Annotated in this window: 10 protein-coding genes; 5 read left to right on the top strand and 5 right to left on the bottom strand. The window is 73.7% G+C overall.

From position 1 onward, the window contains the following. Nucleotides 1-131: 131 nt before the first annotated feature. The 4 genes from SSPS47_RS31610 to SSPS47_RS31595 form a co-directional block, all read right to left on the bottom strand. Nucleotides 132-653: a hypothetical protein gene (locus SSPS47_RS31610; protein ID WP_164253890.1), complete on the bottom strand. Its 522-nt coding sequence runs from the start codon at nt 651-653 to the stop codon at nt 132-134. A gap of 124 nt (nt 654-777) precedes the next feature. Beyond that, nucleotides 778-1,659, bottom strand: a complete 882-nt coding sequence (locus SSPS47_RS31605; protein WP_239065141.1) for an ABC transporter permease — start codon at nt 1,657-1,659, stop codon at nt 778-780. Continuing rightward, nucleotides 1,656-2,270 (bottom strand): ABC transporter ATP-binding protein, encoded by a 615-nt coding sequence (locus SSPS47_RS31600; protein WP_164253889.1) that lies wholly within the window; start codon nt 2,268-2,270, stop codon nt 1,656-1,658. The genes SSPS47_RS31605 and SSPS47_RS31600 overlap by 4 nt, the downstream gene beginning before the upstream one ends. Before the next feature lie 139 nt (nt 2,271-2,409). After that, nucleotides 2,410-3,708: a wax ester/triacylglycerol synthase domain-containing protein gene (locus SSPS47_RS31595; RefSeq protein ID WP_164253888.1), complete on the bottom strand. Its 1,299-nt coding sequence runs from the start codon at nt 3,706-3,708 to the stop codon at nt 2,410-2,412. Nucleotides 3,709-4,384: 676 nt separating this feature from the next. Here SSPS47_RS31595 and SSPS47_RS31590 point away from each other — a divergent pair. The 5 genes from SSPS47_RS31590 to SSPS47_RS31570 all read left to right on the top strand — a co-directional run bounded on the left by SSPS47_RS31590 (nt 4,385) and on the right by SSPS47_RS31570 (nt 20,369). Further along, on the top strand, nt 4,385-5,512 hold the full coding sequence (locus tag SSPS47_RS31590) for an SDR family oxidoreductase (RefSeq protein WP_164253887.1): 1,128 nt from the start codon (nt 4,385-4,387) through the stop codon (nt 5,510-5,512). Nucleotides 5,513-5,543: 31 nt separating this feature from the next. After that, nucleotides 5,544-7,127 carry a PfaD family polyunsaturated fatty acid/polyketide biosynthesis protein gene (locus tag SSPS47_RS31585; RefSeq protein ID WP_164253886.1) on the top strand — a complete coding sequence of 528 codons (1,584 nt, stop codon included), beginning with the start codon at nt 5,544-5,546 and terminating at the stop codon, nt 7,125-7,127. A gap of 80 nt (nt 7,128-7,207) precedes the next feature. Further along, entirely contained in the window at nt 7,208-13,231 is a 6,024-nt protein-coding gene (locus tag SSPS47_RS31580; RefSeq protein ID WP_239065140.1) for a type I polyketide synthase, read from the top strand. 69 nt (nt 13,232-13,300) lie between these two features. After that, complete coding sequence (locus SSPS47_RS31575) at nt 13,301-19,909, top strand: polyketide synthase (protein WP_164253884.1); 6,609 nt, start codon at nt 13,301-13,303, stop codon at nt 19,907-19,909. Nucleotides 19,910-19,985: 76 nt separating this feature from the next. Continuing rightward, nucleotides 19,986-20,369: a VOC family protein gene (locus SSPS47_RS31570; protein ID WP_164253883.1), complete on the top strand. Its 384-nt coding sequence runs from the start codon at nt 19,986-19,988 to the stop codon at nt 20,367-20,369. Nucleotides 20,370-20,392: 23 nt separating this feature from the next. On the opposite strand, the gene SSPS47_RS31565 is transcribed toward SSPS47_RS31570, so the two are convergent. After that, on the bottom strand, nt 20,393-20,929 hold the full coding sequence (locus SSPS47_RS31565; RefSeq protein WP_164253882.1) for a hypothetical protein: 537 nt from the start codon (nt 20,927-20,929) through the stop codon (nt 20,393-20,395). Between the last annotated feature and the right edge of the window lie 225 nt (nt 20,930-21,154).

Genomic DNA, 21,154 nt, shown 5'->3' with positions numbered 1-21,154 from the left:
GGCCGACCCGTTCGTTCTTCGAGGACGACGGCGGCATCCCCTGGTGACCCCGGCCCCCGGCCCCGGCAGCGGAACGCGACGGCGGACGGCCGGCAGGGGACGGGGGCGGGGTCGTCATGCGACGGGGCTCGCTACCAGCCGGTCCTCACCCCGTTGTAGGCCCGGCGGCAGTCGGCGTTGGTGGCCTCCACGGAGAGCTTCTGCATCACGTTCTGCCAGACCTTCTTGGCCACCTTCTCCAACTCCCGCGTCTCGGCGGGGACGTTCGGGGCGTACTTCTTGATCGTCCCGATGGCGGAGGTGGTGAACTTGTTGCACACGGGCCCGGCGGCGTTCCGGTAGCGGGTGTCCAGGTCCGTGGCCACCGCCTGGCCGTTCTTGGCGGCCCAGGTGTTCCAGGCCGCGCACGCCTGCTCGGTGAACGCCCGCTGGTCGGCCTCGGTCAGGCTGCCGACCTCGTCCAGCATTCCGCTCTGGACCTTGTCGGGGACCGTGAAGTCCGCGACGGGGAACTTGTCGAGGGTGGTGAGCAGCGCTTCCTGGCACGCGGGCGGCAGCGGCGCCGCCTGCGCGGAGGCGGGGAAGGTCAGGGCCGAGGCGGACACGAGAGCCGCGGTGAGGACCGTGCTCCGGACGGTACGCGAAAGGGTCATGGGGGATCGTGCTCCTTGCGTGAAGAACGTGGTGGTCGGGCGGCGATTCGACGCCCGGTTCCAGAACGATCTCCGGCTCCCGCAGGTCACGCGGCCGTCGGGCCGGACGGGGGCGGTGCGTCCGTCAGTTGGGTGGTACGCGCTGTGCGACCGCGCCGGGCTCCGGCGCGTGCGCGGGCGCGCCCGTATCGGCGCCCGCGTCCGCACCGCGACCGGGACGGTCCGGGGTGCGTCGCCTCCGTTCCGGAGGGAGCGCGTCGCGGGTGCGCCGGCGGAAGACCATGAACGCGGCCAGCGCCGCCCCCAGGAGCCAGAGCAGCTGGATCGCGAGGCCCTGGGCCACCGGCCCGGTGGAGAAGGCCGCGGACATGCTGGCCTGTACGGCTCCGTACGACGGCAGGAAGCGGACCACGGCGTTGTCTGAGCCGGAGCTCGACAGGGGGTTCTGCAGGGCGACGTCGATGATGCTGATCATCAGGATGGCGAACATGCCCTCCACCTCACGGCGGAGCACCGAGCCGAAGACCACTCCGAGCGCGCCGTAGGTCAGGGCGGCGCAGAACAGCGCGGCGGCGAGCATGAGGGGCTGCCGGGGTGTCCAGGCGAAGCCGGCGGCGGCCGTGGCGTACGCCGCGACGGCGGCGCAGACCAGGGTGAGCGCGGAGAGCTTGGCGAGGACCAGGTGATGACGCGGGTAACCCGCCATGGCCAGGCGCCGGTCGAAGGCACCTCCGGTGAAGGTGGCGGCGAACATCATGAAACCGGCGATCAGGGTGACCGCGTTCAACGCGCCGGTGATCTGGGTGAGGTGATTGCCGGGCGGGGTCAGGATCTCGTCCGTGGCCCGCAGCCGGAACGGCGCCGCCCGGTCGGGGATGGTCACGTAGGCCAGGGCGATCCACACGGGGATGTAGACCACCACCAGCAGCATCGCGAACCGGTTGCGGGCGTGACCGATCAGCGCGTACCGGGAGGCCGTGACGAACAGGGACCAGTGCCGCCTCATGCCGCCGCCTCCGAGCACCGGTCCCGGAGGTGGAGACGGCCGTCCTCCAGGCGCCACAGCTGGTCCAGCCGCTCGACGTCGTACGCCAGATGGGAGACGACCAGCACCGACCGCCCTGCGTCGCGCAGCCGGGTAGCCAGATCCCAGAAGCGCAGGTACGTCTCCCAGTCGAAGCCCTGGTAGGGCTCGTCGAGCAGCAGTACGTCCGGGTCGTGCATGAGTGCGAGGGTCAGGTTCAGCTTCTGCCGTGAGCCGCCGCTGAGCAGACCCGCGCGCTGGTCGAGGTACTCGGTGAAGGCCAGGGTCTCCATCACTTCCTCGGCCCGCCGCAGATCCGCCAGCCCGTAGGCGTGCCGGAAGAAGTCCAGGTGCTGGCGGACGGTGAAGGAGTCGTCCAGGACCACGGACTGCGGGCAGTAGCCGAACCTGCCGCTGTGGTGCACCGAGCCCCGGTCCGGCCGGAGTTCACCCGCGAGGATCCTCAGCAGTGTCGTCTTGCCGGCGCCGTTCTCCCCGACGATCCCGGCGAGGACCCCGGGCCTCAGCCGGAGGCCGACGCCGCGCAGTACGGCGCGCTGCCGGTAGGAGTGGTGCACATCTGCGACGTCCATCGCGCTGCTCCGTCGTGCCAGGTCTTCCGGATGGCCACGGAAGCGGTACGCGTCTTCCGATGGGCGGCGGAACGGGTCCGCCCGTGCCCAACGAGCAGGCGGCGCAACGGAAACGGCACCAAGACGGGGGGTCAGCGGGTCAGTCCAGTTCGCGCACGGCCTGCTCCCACAGCTCCGGAAGCAATTCGCCGAGCGGAAGGGCGCGGTCGGCCACGAAGGACGTCTCGGCCCAGTTGCCGAAGAACGACAGCCCCACTCCGAAGAGGTGTCCGGGCACCAGCAGCGGGAGCAGGGCGACGCCCGTCACCTCGCCGTTCCCCAGACTTCCCTTGTCGGCGACCGGCATGGACGTGGCCATGACGTCGGTGACGCGCGGGGAGAGCATCCTTCGCAGGTACCAGGCGGTCGGACGGTCCGGCATGTACTGGACCAGGTCCTGAACGGCCTGCCGCCAGGTCTCGCCCCGCAATTTACGGGTCGAGGCCATGACGTGCTCCAGCCGCCGCACGGGCGCGTCGCCGTCATGAGATCCGGTCCCACGTGACGAGGCTGTGCGCACGGGCAGTTCCAGCGGCAGGGCGAAGCAGCGGTTGCCCCAGGTCTGTTCCTCGTCCGGGCGGCGTACGTCAACGGGCAGCAGCGCCCTCACCCGGGGAAGCGGTACGCCGGACCGGGCCGACCAGAGCGACAACGCCCCGGCGAGCGCGGCCAGATGGACGTCGTGGGCCGATCCGCCGTGGGCCGCGGCGATCCGGCGGAGCGTGTCCGCCGGTACGCGGCCCCGCCACAGCCGCCGCTCTCCCGTGGGGACGAGGGGGGCGGCCGGACGCCGGCCGCGGACGGCGAGGGAGCCGGCCAGGAACATCGTGGCCAGCCCGACCGCCGTGCCGACCCGCCGGGGCAGGCCGGTCGGGCGGCCCTCCCCCGGCACCGGGCGGGCCGACGGCTCTCCCTCGCCCAGCATGGTGCGGAAAGTCATCGCGGCGGCCGAACCGTCCTGGCAGGCGTGGTGGAAGCGGTAGCAGACGGCGTACTCGTCGGGCGCATGGCCGTGGACCAGCCAGATCCCCCAGTAGGCGCCGGGCGCGAACGGGGCGTCGAGCGCGGTCCGCAGAGCGGTGTCCCACCCGGCGGGCCCCTCCGCGACCGCCTCGTGGACGTGCCTTTCGAGGGCGAAGTCCGCGTCCGGCGACCAGCGGGCGCGCCGTGCACCGCCCTCGATCCGGCTCATGAGCAGGGGCAGCCGGCCCAGGCGGGAGCCCACGTAGGTGCGGAAGTCCGCCAGGTTCGGGGGCGGACCGCTCAGATACGCGACTCCGCCGGCGTCCCAGCGGACGTCGGGGTGGCGGCGCTCCATGCCGAAGAACGCGCGGTCGACCGAGTGGGCGGGGTGGCCGGTGAAGGGAACGGACCGGGCTGACGGATCGGACTCGGGCATCGGTTCGGCTCCAGTTCGTGCCAAGGGGGGCGGGCGGGGCGAGTCCGGGCGCGGACGTCCGGGCGGCGGCCACCCCGACCGACCGGTGCGCGCGTGCGGCGACGCCGAACCCGTCACCGGCATGGGTGAGTACGGTTTATATCCGGCCCCGGGGAGCGGCCGTTCCCGCCCACGGGCCCCCGAGTACGCGCTCCCCTCCCGCCCCACCGGAACCGCCTGCCGTCCACTGCCCGCGAGGTCACCCGAAAGGGGGACGGCCCGCCGGGCGGCCCGCTCGGTCCCGACCGCTTCCGATTGCGTACGTACGCCCGGCGCCCCGGCTCACGGCGGAGAACCACCAGCCATAGCGTGGGTACTGCATTCGGGTGAGCCGGTGGGATCGAGGGCTCCATCACCGTCCGCCGTCTGACACTGTGTGCCGTGCGTCGGCGTCATCAAGCCCGGCAGAGGGCCTGAGCAACCCGGCGGGCCGGAGGAAACCGGACGATCGGCGGAGGCCCGTCGTGCCGGGTCGGCCGGACGAGTCGGGCCGCGCACTCCGCGACCGCCGGTGGCACGCCGCGCCGTGGGACGGCCGACCGCGTCCCGCCTCCCCGGCCGCCGCGACGGCCCCGGCGTCACCGCCCTCGCACGCGGTCGTGGTCCTGTCCCTTTCGGAGCCCTTGGAGCCAAGGTCATGCACGTCGCCCTCACCGGCGCCACCGGATTCCTCGGGCTGCGCCTGCTGCGCCGTCTGCTCGACACGCACCGGTCGGTGACGGTCCTGGTCCACGCGGGCTCGGGTGACGCGCTCCACCGCATCACCCGGTACTTCGCACTGACCGGCGTGCCCGAGGCAGCTCTCGCCGAACTCCCCGGCCGGCTGCGGGTGGTGGAGACCGAGTTGGAGCGACCCGGACTCGGGCTGTCCCGGCACGCGTTCCAGGAGTTGGCCGACGGCCTCGGCGCCATCTGGCACAGCGCGGGCAGCATCAACCTGGCCGGTGACCTGGCCGAGTTGCGGCGCACCAATGTCGAAGGGACCCGGCACGTGCTGGAGTTGGCCGCCGCCGGACGTGAGAGACCCGTGGTCCACCACGTGAGCACCGCGTTCGTCGCCGGAAGCCGGCGTGAGGGGGTGGCGTACGAGGACGAGCTGGACGGCGCGTACGGCTTCGAGAACGCCTACGAACGCTCCAAGTACGAGGCGGAGGTGCTGATCCACGCGTGGTCGCGGGAACACCGCCGCCCGGTCGTGGTGCTGCGGCCGAGCATCCTCGTCACGGACCTGCCGCCGCATCCGGAACTGCCCTCGCATCCGCTCCAGGTCGTCGAGCGGATCCTGCGCGACGCACGGCGCACCGCCGAGCCCGGAGGCCGTGCCCGTGTCCGGTTGGTGGGTCGTCCGGACGGCCGGCTGAATCTGCTGCCGGTGGACCACGCGGCCGGGATCATGGTGCGGCTGGCCGACCGGACGCCCTCGGGCGGAGTCGACACCTACCACGTGGTCCACGACCGCGACGTGCCCGTGCCGACGATCGTGACCCTGCTGGAACGGCTGGTCGAGCTGTCCGTCGAACTGGTCGCCGAGGAGCCGGACGACCCGTCGGCCCTGGAGGCGCTGGTCGACTGCTACCCGGACCTGACGACCTATCTGACCCACCGACGGCGCTTCGACGACACCCGCGTCCGGGCCCTGTTCGGCTCGTCGGCGGCCTCCGACCGGGTGGACCTGGACCAGCTGTGGTCCGGCCTCGTCCCGAGGGGCCTCGTTGCCGCCGGGCCGTCGCCCACCTCCGCCCTGCCGTCCGCCCCCTGCGCCTGACCCGCACACCTCCTCTCCCTGGAGCCCCTCCGTGTCCGTCCTCTCCGCTCCCGTGGCCCCCGCCGCGTCCCCGCCGGTCTTCTCCCCCGAGGAGATCGCCGCCAGGGCCCGGCGGATCCGGGAACCCGTGCACATCGTCAGCGGGCCGGCCGGCCGTGAACTGGGGCTCGCCGCCGGTCCCTTACCCGAAGGCCCGGTACTCGGGACGCTGCCGCCGCTGTACCCCGAGTGGCTCGGCGGTCGCACCTTCTGCGAGGCGCACGGCGTCCGCTTCCCCTATGTGGCGGGCGAGATGGCGAACGGCATCGCGACCACCCGGATGGTGTCCGCGATGGCCGGGGCGGAGATGCTCGGGTTCTTCGGCGCCGGCGGCCTGGCGTACGCCGAAGTGGAGCGGGCCGTGCACGCGCTGGCCGACGAGCTGCGGACCCGTGCGAACTGGGGCGTGAACCTGATCCACTCACCGGCCGAGCCCGCGCTGGAGTTCCGCGTCGCCGAGCTGCTGCTGCGCTGCGGTGTCCCCCGGATCTCGGCGTCGGCGTACATGGAACTCACCCCGGCCGTCGTGCTGTGCTCGGCCCGGGGGCTGCGGCGCGGGGCCGACGGCTCGATCGTCCGGCGTACGCGGATCCTCGCCAAGGTCTCCAGGCCCGAGGTGGCCGAGAGGTTCCTCGCACCCGCCCCCGCCGCGCTGCTGGACCTGCTCGTGGGCCAGGGGAGGCTGACCCCGCAGGAGGCCGGCCTGGCGGCCCTGGTGCCGGTGGCCGAGGACATCACCGTGGAGGCCGACAGCGGAGGTCACACCGACAACCGGCCGCTGTCGGTCCTGCTGCCGAGGATCGCCCTGCTGCGCGACGCGCTCTGCCACCGGTACGGCTACCACCGGCCGGTCAGGATCGGCGCGGCGGGCGGGCTCGGCACGCCGGCCGCGGTGGGCGCCGCCTTCGCCCTCGGCGCGTCCTACGTCGTCACCGGTTCGGTGAACCAGACGGCCACCGAGGCGGGCCTGTCCGAAGAGGCCAAGGCGATGCTCTGCGAGGCGGATGTCGCCGATGTGGCCATGGCGCCGGCGGCGGACATGTTCGAGCTGGGTGTCACGCTGCAAGTCCTGTCACGGGGGACGATGTTCGCCCAGCGGGCCGCCAGGCTCCACGCGGCCTACCGGGCGCACGGCTCGCTGGAGGAGATCCCGCCCGCCCTGCGCGCCGCGATCGAACAGAACGTGCTGCGCGCCTCGTTCGACGAGGTCTGGCAGCACACACGGGCGTTCTGGGAGCGGCGGGACCCCTCGGAGATCACGCGCGCGGAGGCGGATCCGAAGCACCGTATGGCGCTGGTCTTCCGCTGGTACCTGGGCAGTTCCAGTCGGTGGGCGATCACCGGTGAGACGGCCCGGCGAACCGATTACCAGATCTGGTGCGGCCCGGCGACGGGCGCGTTCAACCGCTGGGTCGCGGGCACGTTCCTGGCCGAGCCGGCGAACCGGTCCGTGGTGCAGATCGCGCTCAATCTGCTCGAAGGCGCCGCGGTACTCACCCGCGCGCATCAACTGCGCACCTGTGGAGTGCCGTTGCCGTCCGAGGCGTTCGCCTTCACCCCGCGCGGACTGGCATGAGCGGCCCCGGCGCCCCGGAGGCGTCAACGACGACCGTGGAGACCGGAAATGACGATGCGTCAGCACGTACCGGTGGGCAGGTGCCCGTCGCCGTGGTCGGGGTCGGCGCCCTGGTGCCCGGCGCGACGGACGCGGCGGGCTACTGGCGAATCCTGACCGGCGGCAGGGATCTGATCACCGAAGTACCCGCCTCCCGGTGGCTGGTGACGGACCATTACGATCCCGACCCGGCCGCCCCCGACAAGACGTACGCCCGTCGCGGCGCCTTCCTGCCGGAGGTGGACTTCGACCCGTTGGCGTACGGGGTGCCGCCCGCCAATCTGCCGGCGACGGACACCTCCCAGTTGCTCGCCCTGATGGTCGCCGACCAGGTGCTGACCGACGCCGGAGGTCTGCCGGGCATGGACCGGGACCGGATCGGCGTCGTCCTCGGCGCGGCCTCCCTGGAACTGCTCCCGCACATGTACGGGCGCGCGCACCGCCCGGTGTGGCTGAAGGCCCTGCGGGAGAGCGGTCTCGCGGAGGCCGAGGCGCAGGCCGTGTGCGACCGCATCTCCGCGCACTTCAGTCCGTGGCAGGAGTCGACATTCCCCGGTCTGCTCGGCAATGTCGTCGCGGGCCGGATCGCCAACCGGTTCGACCTGCACGGCGCGAACCACACCACCGACGCCGCCTGTGCCAGCTCCCTGGCGGCGCTGTCCACCGCGGTCGGTGAACTGACGCTCGGCCGCGCCGACCTGGTGATCAGCGGCGGTGTGGACACCGGGAACGACATCGGCATGTTCCTGTGCTTCTCCAAGACGCCCGCGCTCTCCCGTACCGGTGACTGCCGCCCGTTCTCGGACGCGGCGGACGGCACCATGCTGGGCGAGGCGGTCGTCATGTACGCACTGAAACGGCTGTCCGACGCCGAGCGGGACGGCGACCGGATCCACGCCGTGATCCGGGGCATCGGCAGCTCGTCCGACGGCAGGAGTACGGCGATCTACGCGCCGCTTCCCGACGGTCAGGCACGGGCTCTGCGGCGCGCCTACGAGGAGGCGGGTTACGGTCCGCGGACCGTGGAGCTGGTCGAGGCCCACGGGACCGGCACGAAGGCCGGGGACACCGCCGAACTGACGGCACTGCGCGAGGTGTTCCAGGCTTCGGGGCACGACGGGCAGTGGTGCGCGATCGGCTCGGTCAAGTCGCAGATCGGCCACACCAAGTGCGCGGCGGGCGCGGCGGGGCTGCTCAAGGCGGTCATGGCCCTGCACCACAAGGTGCTGCCGCCGACGATCAAGGTGGACAGGCCGACGCCGGCGGCCGGCGCCCCGGACGGCCCGTTCTACGTGAACACCGAGGCCCGGCCGTGGGTGCGGCCCGCCGGTCATCCGCGCCGGGCCTCGGTGTCGAGTTTCGGCTTCGGAGGGAGCAACTTCCACGTCACGCTGGAGGAGTACGTGCCCTCGGGCACCCCGGCGCGGGTGCCGCCGCGCCATCGCTCCGCGCCCAGCGAACTCGTCCTGTTCAGCGGCGCGTCGCCGTCCGGGCTCGTAGCGCCGGAGACGTTCGGCGACCGGCCGCTGGCCGCGCTCGCGCGCGAGAGTCACAGCGCGTTCTCGCCCACCGATCCGGTGCGGCTGGCCGTCGTCGCCACGGACACCGAGGACCTGAGGGAGAAGTACGCGCGGGCGCTCACACTGATCCGGCAGCGGCCCGGCACGGCGTTCTCGGCACCGAACGGTGTCCGGTACGCGTCCGGGGAGCCCGTGCCCGGCCGTCTCGCGTTCCTGTTTCCGGGTCAGGGGTCCCAGTACGTCGGAATGGGCGCCGGTCTCGCGATGCTGTCACCGGCCGCCCAGGCCGTGTGGGACCGGCTGGGCGGCGCCGGCTCCGGTGGGTGGCCCCTGCACCGGCTGGTGTTCCCGCCGCCCGCCTTCACCGACGAGGAACGCGCCGCCCGGGCCGCGAGGCTGGCCGCCACCGAGTGGGCGCAGCCCGCGCTCGCGGTGCACGCGCTCGCCTCACTGGCCGTACTGCGCGGTCTCGGGCTGCGACCGGACTGCGTGGCGGGCCACAGTTTCGGTGAGCTGGTGGCGCTGCACTGCGCGGGTGCCCTGGACGCCGACGCGCTGGTCGCTCTCGCCCGCAGACGCGGTGAGCTGATGCGGGACGCCGCCGCCGTACCGGGCGCGATGCTGGCCGTGGCGGCGGACCGCGAGCACGTGCTGGCGGTGCTCGCCCGCGACGGGTTCGGCGACATCTGGCCCGCCAACCTCAACTCGCCGCTCCAGGTGGTGCTCTCGGGCACGACGGAGGCCGTGGCGCGCGCCGAGAAGGCGTTCGAGGCCGAGGGCGTCGGCACACACCGGCTGACCACCTCGACCGCTTTCCACAGCCCGCTGGTCGCCCCGGCCGTTGACCCGCTCGCCGCGTTCCTGCGCACCGTCCCGGTCGCGGGGCCCCGGATCGAGGTGTACGCAAACGCGGACGCGGAGCCGTACCCGTCGTCGCCCGACGAGGTACGCCGCCGGATCGCCGGCCACCTGGCCTCACCCGTGCTCTTCCAGGACCAGATCGAGGCGATGTACGCGGCGGGGGTGCGGACCTTCGTCGAGGTCGGCGCGGGCGCCGCGCTGACCGGTCTGGTCGGACAGGTCCTGGGTGACCGCGAGCACGCGGCCGTCCCCGTGGACCGGGCGGACCGGTGCGGGGTCGGCGCCCTGCACACCGCTCTCGGAGAACTCGCCGTACGCGGCGTCCCGCTGGACCTCGAACCCCTCTGGGCGCCGTATGCCGCGCCCGAAACCTCAGTGAAGGAGCGCAAGCCCCGGATGACCGTGCAGATCAGCGGAGCCAACTACGGTCAGCTCTACCCGCCCCGCGCCGAAGGCGCCGCACCGCAGCTGCCGCCCGTGCCCGCGCCGGAACGCCAACCGCTCCCCGCCCACACCCCGGAACCGCCCTCCCACGGGACAGCGCCCGCCGGGGAACCGGAGCCCGCGTACGGAGCCGGGCCGTCGCACGACCACGTGTCCGCGTACGGCACCGGGACCGCGTGCCACCCCGAGACCGAGGCATACGGCACCGAGGCCGGGACCGCCCTCGGCACGCAGTGGTACGCCGCGGTGGAGAGCGTCCAGCGGCAGACGGCGGAGGCCCACGCGGCCTGCCAACGCATGCTGACCGAATGCCATATGGCGTTTCTGCGGATGACCGAGACGACTCTGGCCGCGATGCTCGGGGCACAGGGCGTCGGCCCCCTGCCCGACGCCCCGGCTCCCGCGGCACAGCTGCCACTCCCCCGCCCTTCGGCACCCCGGCGTGCCCCGGCACCCACGACACCGTCCCCGGCGGCGACGGTCGCCGTTCCCGCGGCCGTGCCCGCCGTCGTAACCGCCGGTCCCCCCGAGGCACCGTCACCCGCACCGGTCGCGGCAGGGGAACGGGCCCCGGCCGCAGGCCCGGTGGCCCCTTCACCGGCCGCGGGTGCCGCACCCCTGTCGGCGCCGGAACTGGAGGAACTGCTGCTCTCCGTCGTGGCCCGGCTGACCGGCTACCCGGCCGAGATGCTCAACGTGGACATGGAGTTGGAGGCGGATCTGGGAGTCGACTCGATCAAGCGCGTCGAGATCCTGTCGGCCGTACGCCGGACGGTGGGCGACGTGGCGACGGGAGACATCGGGCAGCTCGGCAAGCTCCGTACGCTGCGCGAGATCGTGGAGGCGCTCACCGCGGCCGGCGGGCCGCAGGGGCCCCCGGCGGCGGACTCCCCGGCCGTGACCCGCCCCGCCGCCGTCCCCGAGATCCCCGCCGTCCCGGAGATCCCCGCCATGCGCACCGGGTCCGGGCGAACGACCGCGCTGACAAGGCTGGTGCCGCGCGCTGTCGAGTCCCCGGCGTCCGGCCTGGCGACGGCCGGGCTCCTGGACGGGCCGCTCCTGGTGGCGGGCGGGGACGCCGACGGCGACGCGATCACCGCCCTCGTCGTGCGGAAGCTGGCGGAGCACGGCGTGGACGCCACCGCCGTGGCGGAGGTGCCCGGGGACGCGCGCTCGGTCGTGCACCTCGGAGGGCTGACCGGCGACGGCACGCCGGACCATGCGCGGGAGGTCCACCGGTCGGTGTTCCGCGCCGCGCGCGCGGTGGCGGCGCAGGCACCGGAACACGGCGGACTGTTCGTGACCGTGCAGGACACCGGAGGCGACTTCGGGCTCGGCGGCCGCGCACCCGACCGCGCCTGGCTGGGCGGCGTCGCCGCGCTGACCAGGACCGCGGCGAAGGAGTGGCCGGGGGTCCCGGTCAAAGCCGTCGACTGCGAGCGGGGCGGCAGGAGCGACGAGGACGTCGCAGAGGCGATCGTGCGGGAGCTGCTGGAAGGCGGCCCCGACCCGCAGACGGGTCTCCGCGCGGACGGCACCCGCACCACCCCGCGGACGGTTCCGGCACCGGTGGTGCCCGGCAGCAGCCGGCGGATCACGTCGGAGTCGGTGATCGTTGCCACCGGAGGGGCCCGCGGGGTGACCGCCGCCGCGCTGCTGGACCTGGCCAGGACCCACGGTCCGCGAATCGCGCTGCTCGGCAGGACGGCGCCCGCTCCCGAGCCCGCGGGGCTGGCGTCGGCCACCGACGAACCGGCGCTCACGCGTCTGCTCGCCGAGCGTTCGGCCGGGGGCGCGGAGGACTCCTCGCCCACCCGAATCGCGGCGCGGGCCAGGGAGATCCTGGCCGCGCGCGAGGTACGGGCGACACTGGCGGCGCTGGAGGCGGCCGGATCACCCGTACGGTACGTGCAGGTGGACGTCCGCGACGGCGACGCTGTCGCAGCCGCTCTGCGCGAGGTACGTGACGCCTGGGGGCCGGTCACCGGCATCGTGCACGGTGCGGGAGTCCTCGCCGACAGGCGGATCGCCGACAAGACCGAAGAGCAGGTCGAGCACGTGATGTCCACCAAGGTGGACGGTCTGCGCGCGCTGCTGGCCGCGACGGCGGACGACCCGCTGGACGTGATCTGTCTGTTCTCCTCGGTGGCCGCCGTGTTCGGCAACGCGGGGCAGAGCGACTACGCCATGGCCAACGAGGTCCTGGCTCAGGTCGCGTCGGCGGAGCAGGCCCGCCGCCCCGGCTGCCTGGTGCGGTGCGTTGCCTGGGGGCCGTGGCGCGGCGGCATGGTCACACCCGCGCTGGAAGGGCATTTCGGCCGGTCGGGGGTTCCGCTGATCCCCTTGGAGCAGGGGGCCGCCGCTTTCACCGCCGAATTGGAGGGCGCACCGGGCGAGGCCCGTGTCGTCCTGGTGGCGGGTGACGATCCGGCGGCGATGTCCCCGGTCGGCGATCCGCTGCCGGCGGAGCTGCTGGTCCGGGCGGACAGCCTGCCGCAGCTGGCCGATCACGCGCTCGCGGGGGTTCCCGTGCTGCCCGTGGCGATGGTTCTGAACTGGTTCGCGGGGGCGGCCACCGCCTGGCTGCCGGACGCCGGTTCACTCGTCCTGCGCGATCTGAGGGTGTATCAGAAGTGCACCCTGCCCGAGCTGGCCGGCGCCGGGCACCGGCTCACGGTGCACGGCAGCCGGGGCGCGGCCGGTTCGTCGGCGGGGCTGGAGGCGGAGCTGCGCGGGGAGAGCGGGCCGGCGCACTTCCGGGCCGTACTGGACACCGGGGCCGAGGTGCCCGATCCGGCCGCGTGGGCCTGTCCGGACGGCCTCAAGCCGCTGGACCGCACCGAGTTGTACGACGGGGAGAGCCTCTTCCACGGCCCCCGCTTCCACTCCGTCCGCTCGCTGCACGGTGTTTCGGAGCACGGGGCCGAGGCGGTCGTCGCGGGCGTGCGTGTCCTGGAATGGCCGGGCGGGAACTGGCCGCTGGATCCGGCCGCCGTCGACGGGGCGCTCCAACTCGCCCTGGTCTGGGCGCGGGAGGCATTCGGTGCGGCGACGTTGCCGATGGCGGTCGCGGAGTGCGTGGTGTACCGGCGGGGCCCGGTGGACGGCACGGTGCGGTGTGTGCTGCGGGGCCGGAAGGTGCACAGCACGGGGGCGCGCTGCGATGTGGCGCTGATCGACGCCGACGGAGCCGTCCGGCTGGAACTGCTCGGCGTGGAGCTCGTCCGCCGCCCCTCTTGAGCCCGGCCCTTCCCGACCGGCCCCGACCGAACCAGCCCCGCCCCGCCCCCGCGTGAAGTGAGACCTTGCATGGAATTCGAACCGATCGCCGTCGTCGGCCGGGGCTGCGTGCTGCCCGACGCGCTCGATCCGGACACGTTCTGGGAGAACATCGCCGCGGGCCGCACCAGCCTGTCGGCCGTCCCGGAGGACCGGTGGCGGCTGCCGCGCCGTCGGGCCATGGGCTCGGTGGACGACCACCTGGACCGCACCTGGACCGATGTCGGCGGGTACGTGAAGGGGTTCGAGTCCGTCTTCGACCCGAGAGGTTTCCGGATCGCACCGGAGCGGATCCTGTCGCTGGACCCGCTCTTCCACTGGGTCATGTACGGCGTCCGGCAGGCGCTCACGGAGGCGGGCCGCGAGGGTCCTCTGCCGGGTGCGGGGCTGGTGCTGGGAAATCTGTCGTATCCCACGCCCACCGGGGCGGTTCTCGCCGAGCACGTCTGGCTGTCCGCCCAACGGCCCCCGCTTCGTGACGCGTTGCTGACAGGAGAGCGCCGGCGGCGGCCCGACGCCCTCAACCGCTTCTCGTCCGGGCTGCCCGCAGGGCTCGCGGCCCGGGCCCTCGGGCTGGGCGCGGGCGCGTGGTCGCTCGACGCCGCCTGCGCGTCGTCGCTGTACGCCGTCAAACTGGCGTGCGACCGGCTGCACGACGGTACGGCGGACCTGATGGTGGCCGGTGCGGTCAGCCGGGCGGACCCCCTCTTCCTGCAAGTGGGCTTCTGCGGGCTCTCCGCGACGAGCCGTACGGGGCGCAGCCGGCCCTTCCACCGGGACGCTGACGGGCTGGTGCACGGCGAGGGCGCCGGGTTCGTCGCCCTGATGCGGCTGGCCGAGGCGCGGGCCGCCCGGCTCCCCGTGCTCGGTGTGATCCGTGGTGTCGGGCTGTCCAACGACGGGCGCGGTTCCGGGCTGATCAGCCCGGCGGAGGAGGGTCAGATCCGGGCGATGCGCCTGGCGTACGACGCGGCGGGCGTCGCCCCCGAGAGCGTGTCGCTCGTGGAGTGCCATGCGACGGGAACGCCGGTCGGGGACGCGGTGGAGGCGCGCGGTATGGCCCGCGTCTTCGGGACCGGTGGCGACGTGCCCATCGGTTCGGTGAAGTCGAACGTGGGGCATCTGCTGGCCTCGGCCGGTGCGGCCGGTCTGCTGAAGGTGCTCGGCGCGCTGCGTGCGGGGGTGCGGCCGGCGACGCTCGGTGTGGACCGGCCGCTGGAGGCGCTGGCGGGTACGCCGTTGCGGGTGGTGACCGCGCCGGAGCCGTGGTCCGGGCCGCGCAGGGCGGCGGTGAGCGCGTTCGGGTTCGGCGGGACCAACGCGCATCTGGTGGTGGACCTTCCGGACGGTGACCCGGTGTCCGCCGTACGGTGGCCGAGCCGCCCGGCCGCCGCCATGACCGCCCCGACCGGGGTACGGGAATCGCCGGGCGGCCGTACGCCGGTGGCGATCGTCGCCCTCGGCGCGCGGGTCGGCGACGGGACCTGTTTGGAGGACTTCCGGCGGGCGGTGCTGGGCGGTGAGCGGCGTGGGCCCGCCGCCGGGATCGCCGTGGAGCTGAGGGACCTGTGTTTCCCGCCGGTGGGCCTGGAGCGGACGGTGCGCCATCAGCTCCTGGTGCTGGAGGCGGCGCGGGAGGCCGCCCGGTCGGTGTCCCTCCCCCGGGAGCGGACCATGGTGGTCGTCGGTATGGGGGTGGACCCCGAGGTGGCGCGGGCGGGCGGGCGCTGGCGCGTTCCCCACTGGCTGGAGCGGGCCGGGCTCGCGGCCACGCCCGAGTCGGTGGACCTCGCCCGGGACGCGTTCCTGCCACCCGTGACCGCCGAGGGGGTGGTGGGGACCCTGCCGAATCTGGTGGCGAATCGGATCAGTACCCAACTCGACCTGGCGGGACCGGGTTTCGCGGTCTCGGCGGAGGAGGCGTCCGGGCTCGTGGCGCTGGAACTCGCGGCGCGGGCCCTCCGGTCGGGGGAGGCCGACGCCGCGCTCGTGGGTGCCACCGACCTGTCCTGCGAGGCGGTGCACCGCAGCGCCTGGCGGGAGCTGGGCCGGGAGGACGAACCGGGGGACGCCGCCGTCGTCCTGGTCCTCAAGTCGTTGGAGACCGCGCGCAGGGACGGTGACACCGTCGTCGCCCTGCTCGACGAGGACTGCGCCGACGTAGCCGACATGGTCATCGGGGACGTACCCGACGCGGTGTTCGACCCCGCGTCGTCCTTCGGGCGCGCCCACGCGGCGTACGGGCTGGTCTCCGTCGCGGTCGCGGCGCTCTCGCTCCAGCACCGTGCGGTGCCGCGAGCGGGGCTTCCCGCCGATACCGCCGCGGGCGCGCACACCGCGAAGGTCGCGGTGACACCGCTGGAGGGGCCCGCCGCGAGCGTCCGGCTGCGCGCGGCGGACGTCCGGCCGTGGCTGCGGGGCCCGGCTCCGCGCCTGCGCGTCTTCTCCGGGGCCGATCGCCGGGAGGTGCTGGCCGCGCTGGAGTCCGGGGCGGAGTCCAGCGCGGAATCGAGCGCCGGACCGGCCCGGCTGGCGCTCGTGGCCGACGACGGCGCGCTTTCGGCCCGGAAGGAGGCGGCCCGCCGCTGGCTGGCCGAGGGCGGGGCGCGTCCGGCCGATGTGCTGTACCGGGACAGGCCGGTCACGGGGCGGACCGCTTTCGTCTACACCAACGGTTCGGCGGCCTACCCCGGTATGGGCCATGAGCTGATGCTCGCGCTGCCCTCGCTCGGCGAGGCCGTCCGTGCCGGACACGGGGCGATCGGCGCGCGGCTGCGGTCCGGGTCCGAGCGCGGAGTGCTCGACCAGATCTGGGGCGCCGCCGAACTCGCCGTCCACCACACCGTGTTCACCCGTGAGGTGCTCGGGCTCCGGCCGGAGGCCGCTCTCGGGTACTCGTCGGGAGAGTCTGCCGCCCTGGTGGCGCTGGGTGCCTGGCCGGACGCGGCGGGGTTGTACGACGCCACCCGGGACAGCGGTCTGTTCACGACCGAACTCACCGGTGAACTCCGGGCGGTGCGGCGCCACTGGGAGCGGCTGGGCATCACTGGCCGCCACTGGTCGAGTTATCTGGTCGGTGCGCCGCTGGAAACGGTCCGTGCCCAGCTCGCCACGGAGGCGGCGGTCCATCTGATGGCGGTGAACGCGCCCGGCATCTGTGTCATCGGCGGCGAGTCCCGCGCGTGCGCGGCCGTCGTGGCGAGGATCGGCGCCGACAGCGCGATCGAGCTGGACTACGACATGGCCGCCCACGCACCGGAGTTGGCGGAGATCCGAGACGTGTGGCGTGCGGTCCACCGTCGTCCGACCGTCGACGTGCCCGGTGTGCGCTTCTACAGCGGGGCCACCGGGCGGTCGTACCGGCCGACGGCCGAGCGGGCCGCCGAGGCGCTCACCGCGCAGGGGCTGAACACGATCGACTTCGCGGCCACGGTCGAGCGGGCGTGGGCCGACGGTGTCCGGGTCTTCGTGGAGCACGGGCCGCGCAAGCTGTGCACCGGCTGGATCAAGCGGGTGCTCGGCGACCGGGAGCATGTGGCCGTCGCACTCGACGCCCCGGGGGACACCCGGCTGCGCGGGACCTGTCTGGCGGTGGCCGAACTCGTCGTCGCGGGCGTACCCGTACACGCCGACGAGTTCTTCGCCCGGCTCACGGAAGCCGCCACGGAGGTGCCGCGTCCCGGACCCACCGTCACCGTGCCCGTGCTCGTGCCTCCGGCTCTGCCGCCGCTGGAGCCGGCGACGGTGACCCTGCCCCGGGCCCCCGAGCTGGCGCCGGTACCGGACCGGGCAACCGGCCCGTCCGGCGCACCGGACGGCGTCGCCGTGCCCTCCCCCGGTGCCGGGCAGCCCGGCCCACTGCCGGATGTCCGGCCGACAGGCTCGGAGGGGCGCGACCCCGCGGCGGCGGGCGCCCTCGCCGCGGTCCTGCGGCAGAGCCGGCGGGTCGCCGCGCTGCACCGGGAGATCACGGCCGGGCACATCGAGGCCCATCAGCGGTTCGTGCGGACGTCCGCTCTCGCCGTCACCGCGCTGCGGGGCACCGGGCCCGTTCCCGTACGGTCACCGGGCGCGCCTTCCGCGCGCACGACGGCCGGGCCGCCGCCGACCCCCGTACGGACCGACCCCCGCCCGGCGCTCCTGCCCGCTCCCGCGCCGGAAGCGGCACCCGCGCCACCGCTGAGGCCGGGGCCGAAGTTCGACCGCGCCCAGTTGGAGCAGCTCGCCTCGCGGGAGATCTCCACGCTGTTCGGCCCGCGGTTCGCCGAGCAGGACGGGTACGCCGTGCAGACGCGGATGCCGGGGCCGCCGATGCTGTTCGCGGACCGGGTCACCGGTATCGACGCCGTGCCGGCGGCGCTCGCCACGCCCGGCCCGGTGCGCACCGACGGGATGATCTGGACGGAGACCGATGTCCGGTCCGACAGCTGGTACCTGGACTCCACCGGACGTGTGCCGGCCGGGATGCTGATCGAGGCGGGCCAGGCGGATCTGCTCCTGCTGAGCTGGCTGGGCGTGGACCTGCTCAACCGTGGGGAGCGCGCCTACCGGCTGCTGGGCTGCGAGGTGACGTACCACGGCGGCCCGCCCGGAGCGGGCGACACCCTGCGCTACGAGATCCACATCGACGGCCACGCGGAGCACGAGGGCGTCCGGCTGGCCTTCTTCCACTACGACTGTTATGTGGACGGCGAACTGCGGCTCAGCGTCCGCGAGGGCCAGGCCGGGTTCTTCACCCCCGAGGAGCTCGCCGACAGCGGCGGTGTGCGGTGGGATCCCGCCGAGCGGACGCCCGGTGACGAACTGCCGCTCGACCCGCCCGCGGTGCGCTGCGATGCGACCCGTTTCGACGCGGACCGGGTGCGGGCCCTGACACAGGGGCGGCCGGCGGACTGCTTCGGCCCCGGCTGGGAGGCGACGGCGGCCCACGTCCGCCCGCCCCGGCTCGACGACGGGAGACTGCGGCTGCTCCACGAGGTGACCGCGTTCGACCCGGCCGGAGGGCCGTGGGGCCGCGGCTATCTGCGGGCCGAGACGCCGCTGTCGCCGGACGACTGGTTCTTCGCGGGGCACTTCAAGAACGACCCCTGTATGCCGGGCACCCTGATGCTCCAGGGCGGTCTCCAGGCGATGGCGTTCTACCTGGCGGCCATGGGCTGCACCGTGGACCGGGACGGCTGGCGTTTCGAGCCCGTCGACGATCATCCGTGCCGGGCGATGTGCCGGGGCCAGGCGACTCCGCTCAGCCGGCGGGTCGTCTACGAGGTGTTCGTACGCGGTTTCTCGGCCGGGCCGGTGCCGACGCTGTACGCCGACATCCTGGGCTCGGTGGACGGCGCGAGGGCGTTCCTGGGCCGGGACGTGGCGCTGCGGCTCGTACCCGACTGGCCGCTGTCGCACTGGCGGGGCTCCGGCCCGCCCGTCGTGCAGGACAGCGGTGCACCGGTGCCGCTCCCCCTGCTCGGCGGGCTGGCCGGGCACGTGGAGAGGAAGCCGGTGGCGACGGCGGCCGACGGATTCCCCTTCGACTACACCTCGTTGCTGGCGTGCGCCTGGGGCAGACCGAGTGAGGCGTTCGGTACGGCGTACGAGCCCTTCGACGGCACCCGCAAGGTCGCGCGGCTGCCCGGTCCCCCGTACCACTTCATGAGCCGGATCGTCTCGGTGGACGGTCCGCAGGGCGGTGTGCGGGAGGGCAGCGGTGTCGTCGCGGAGTACGACGTGCCCGCGCGGGCCTGGTACTTCGAGCAGAGCGGCGGCCGTACGATGCCGTTCGCGGTCCTGATGGAGATCGCGCTGCAACCGTGCGGGTGGCTGGCCTCGTACGTGGGCAGCGCGTTGACCACCGACGCGGATCTGCTGTTCCGCAATCTCGACGGGGCGGGAACGGTCACCGGTGAGGTCACTCCGGCGACGGGTACGGTCCGCACCCATGCCGAGCTGACGCGTGTCTCCCGGAGCGGGGACATGATCATCGAGTCGTTCCGGGTGAGGTGCACGGCCGACGGCGTGCCGCTGTTCGAACTCTCCACGGTCTTCGGCTACTTCCCGCCGTCGGCCTTCGACGACCAGCAGGGCCTCGCCGTGTCGGCCCGGGAGCGGGGGCGTCTGGACGAGCCCTGCGACCGGGTGGTCGATCTGACGGCCCGGCCCGCCCGCCACCTCGTCGGCGAGCCGCGGCTGCCGGGCCCCATGCTGCTGATGCTCGACCGGATCACCGGCTGCTGGCCGGACGGGGGCAGCAGAGGGCTGGGGCGGCTGCGGTCGGAGAAGGACGTGGTCGCGGACGAGTGGTTCTTCCGGGCCCACTTCTTCCAGGATCCGGTGCAGCCGGGCTCGTTGGGCGTCGAGGCCATGTGCCAGCTGCTCCAGTACCACCTGCTCGAGCGCGGCGCGGCGGACGGCGTTTTGCACCCCCGGTTCGAGCCGGTGCTCCCCGGCCGCGAGACGACCTGGACGTACCGCGGCCAGATCACCCCGGCCAACCGGCTGATCCGGGTGGACATGGACATCGTGGAGCGCGGCACGGACGAGCGGGGCCCGTACGCGCTGGCGGACGCGTCGCTGTGGGGCGACGACACCTGCATCTACCGGGTGCGCGGGCTGGGCATGCGCGTGGTGTCCGACTCGTCTCCCTGATCCCATCCGCGCGTGGAGCGAAAGACGGAGCGCGACCCGGTGGCGTTCGCCGTGGAGATCAGGAAGGCTCGTGCGCATGGTCTCGGTATTGCAGAACGTGGCGATCGACTGTGCGGATCCCTATGAGCTTGCCCGCTTCCGGAGCGGTGTCACCGGCCGTCCGCTGGACCCGGAGGACCGGCCGGGCGCCCGCGAGACCCAGGTGCTGCTGGCGGAGGGCCCGGTACTGCACTTCAACCAGGTGCCCGAGAGCAAGACGGTCAAGAATCGGATCCATCTGTGTCTGCGCCCCGGGACCTCGCGCGACGAGGAGGTGGAGCGGCTGCTGGGGCTCGGTGCCGGCTTTGTGGCCCATCACCGGAATCCCGATGGTTCGGGCTGGGCGATCCTCGCCGATCCCGAGGGCAATGAGTTCTGCGTACTGCGCAGCGAGTCCGACCGGGCCGCGGCGCATTCCTGAGTCGCACGCGCCGCCCCGGCCGGTCAGCCGCGGGGGCCGCTCCCGTCGTGGTAGCCGAGTTCGAGGTAGCGGGTGCGGGTGCGCCAGGAGCCGAGGTCGGGCGTGTTGGCCTGGACGTCGTGCCACGGCCGGCCGCCGGCAGGGTCCCCCGTGTCGTGCGCGAGCGGCGGACCGCCCGGGCGCCCGGCCCAGAGCCGTACCCTCGACCGCGCCGCGGACTCGCGGACCGGCTCCCACCGGCCTGCCGAGAACATCCCGGCGAGCTGGTGCATGGCGATGAAGGAGGCCACACCCTCCTCGGGGTCCGTGCGGTCCGCGCGTTCGGTGAGGGCGTGCCACAGGATGAACATGTTCGGCGGCCGCACCTCGGGCCGGAAGCGGTACACGAGCCGCTCCAGCCTGATCGAGCCGACGCGCGGCAGCTGTACGCGGGTGAGCGGGACGACCTCGCGCTCACCTCCGGTCCAGGTCAGCGTCCGGTTGCGGCCCAGGTAGCCGGGCTCGCTGAAGACCGTGACGTGGAGCCACTCCCTGCGATCGGGGCGACGGTTGTGCAGCACGCCGGCGCCGGCGACGACGCCCGCGGAGGCCAGGCCCGCCGATGATTCCGGTCTTGCGCTTCGTCGGGACGCCACACCTCGCTTCTGACGAATGCCCCCCATCACGCGCCGCCGACGGCCCGCTGATCCACCGTCCGACAGGTCCCGGAAAAGATGCGCGCGGGATGTCGATCCAGGCAGGCTCTGTACGACGTAGAGGTGAGAGAGCAACACCACCACGAGAGG

This window comes from Streptomyces sp. S4.7, assembly GCF_010384365.1.
GTDB lineage: Bacteria > Actinomycetota > Actinomycetes > Streptomycetales > Streptomycetaceae > Streptomyces.
This window is presented reverse-complemented; position numbering and strand designations above follow the sequence as displayed.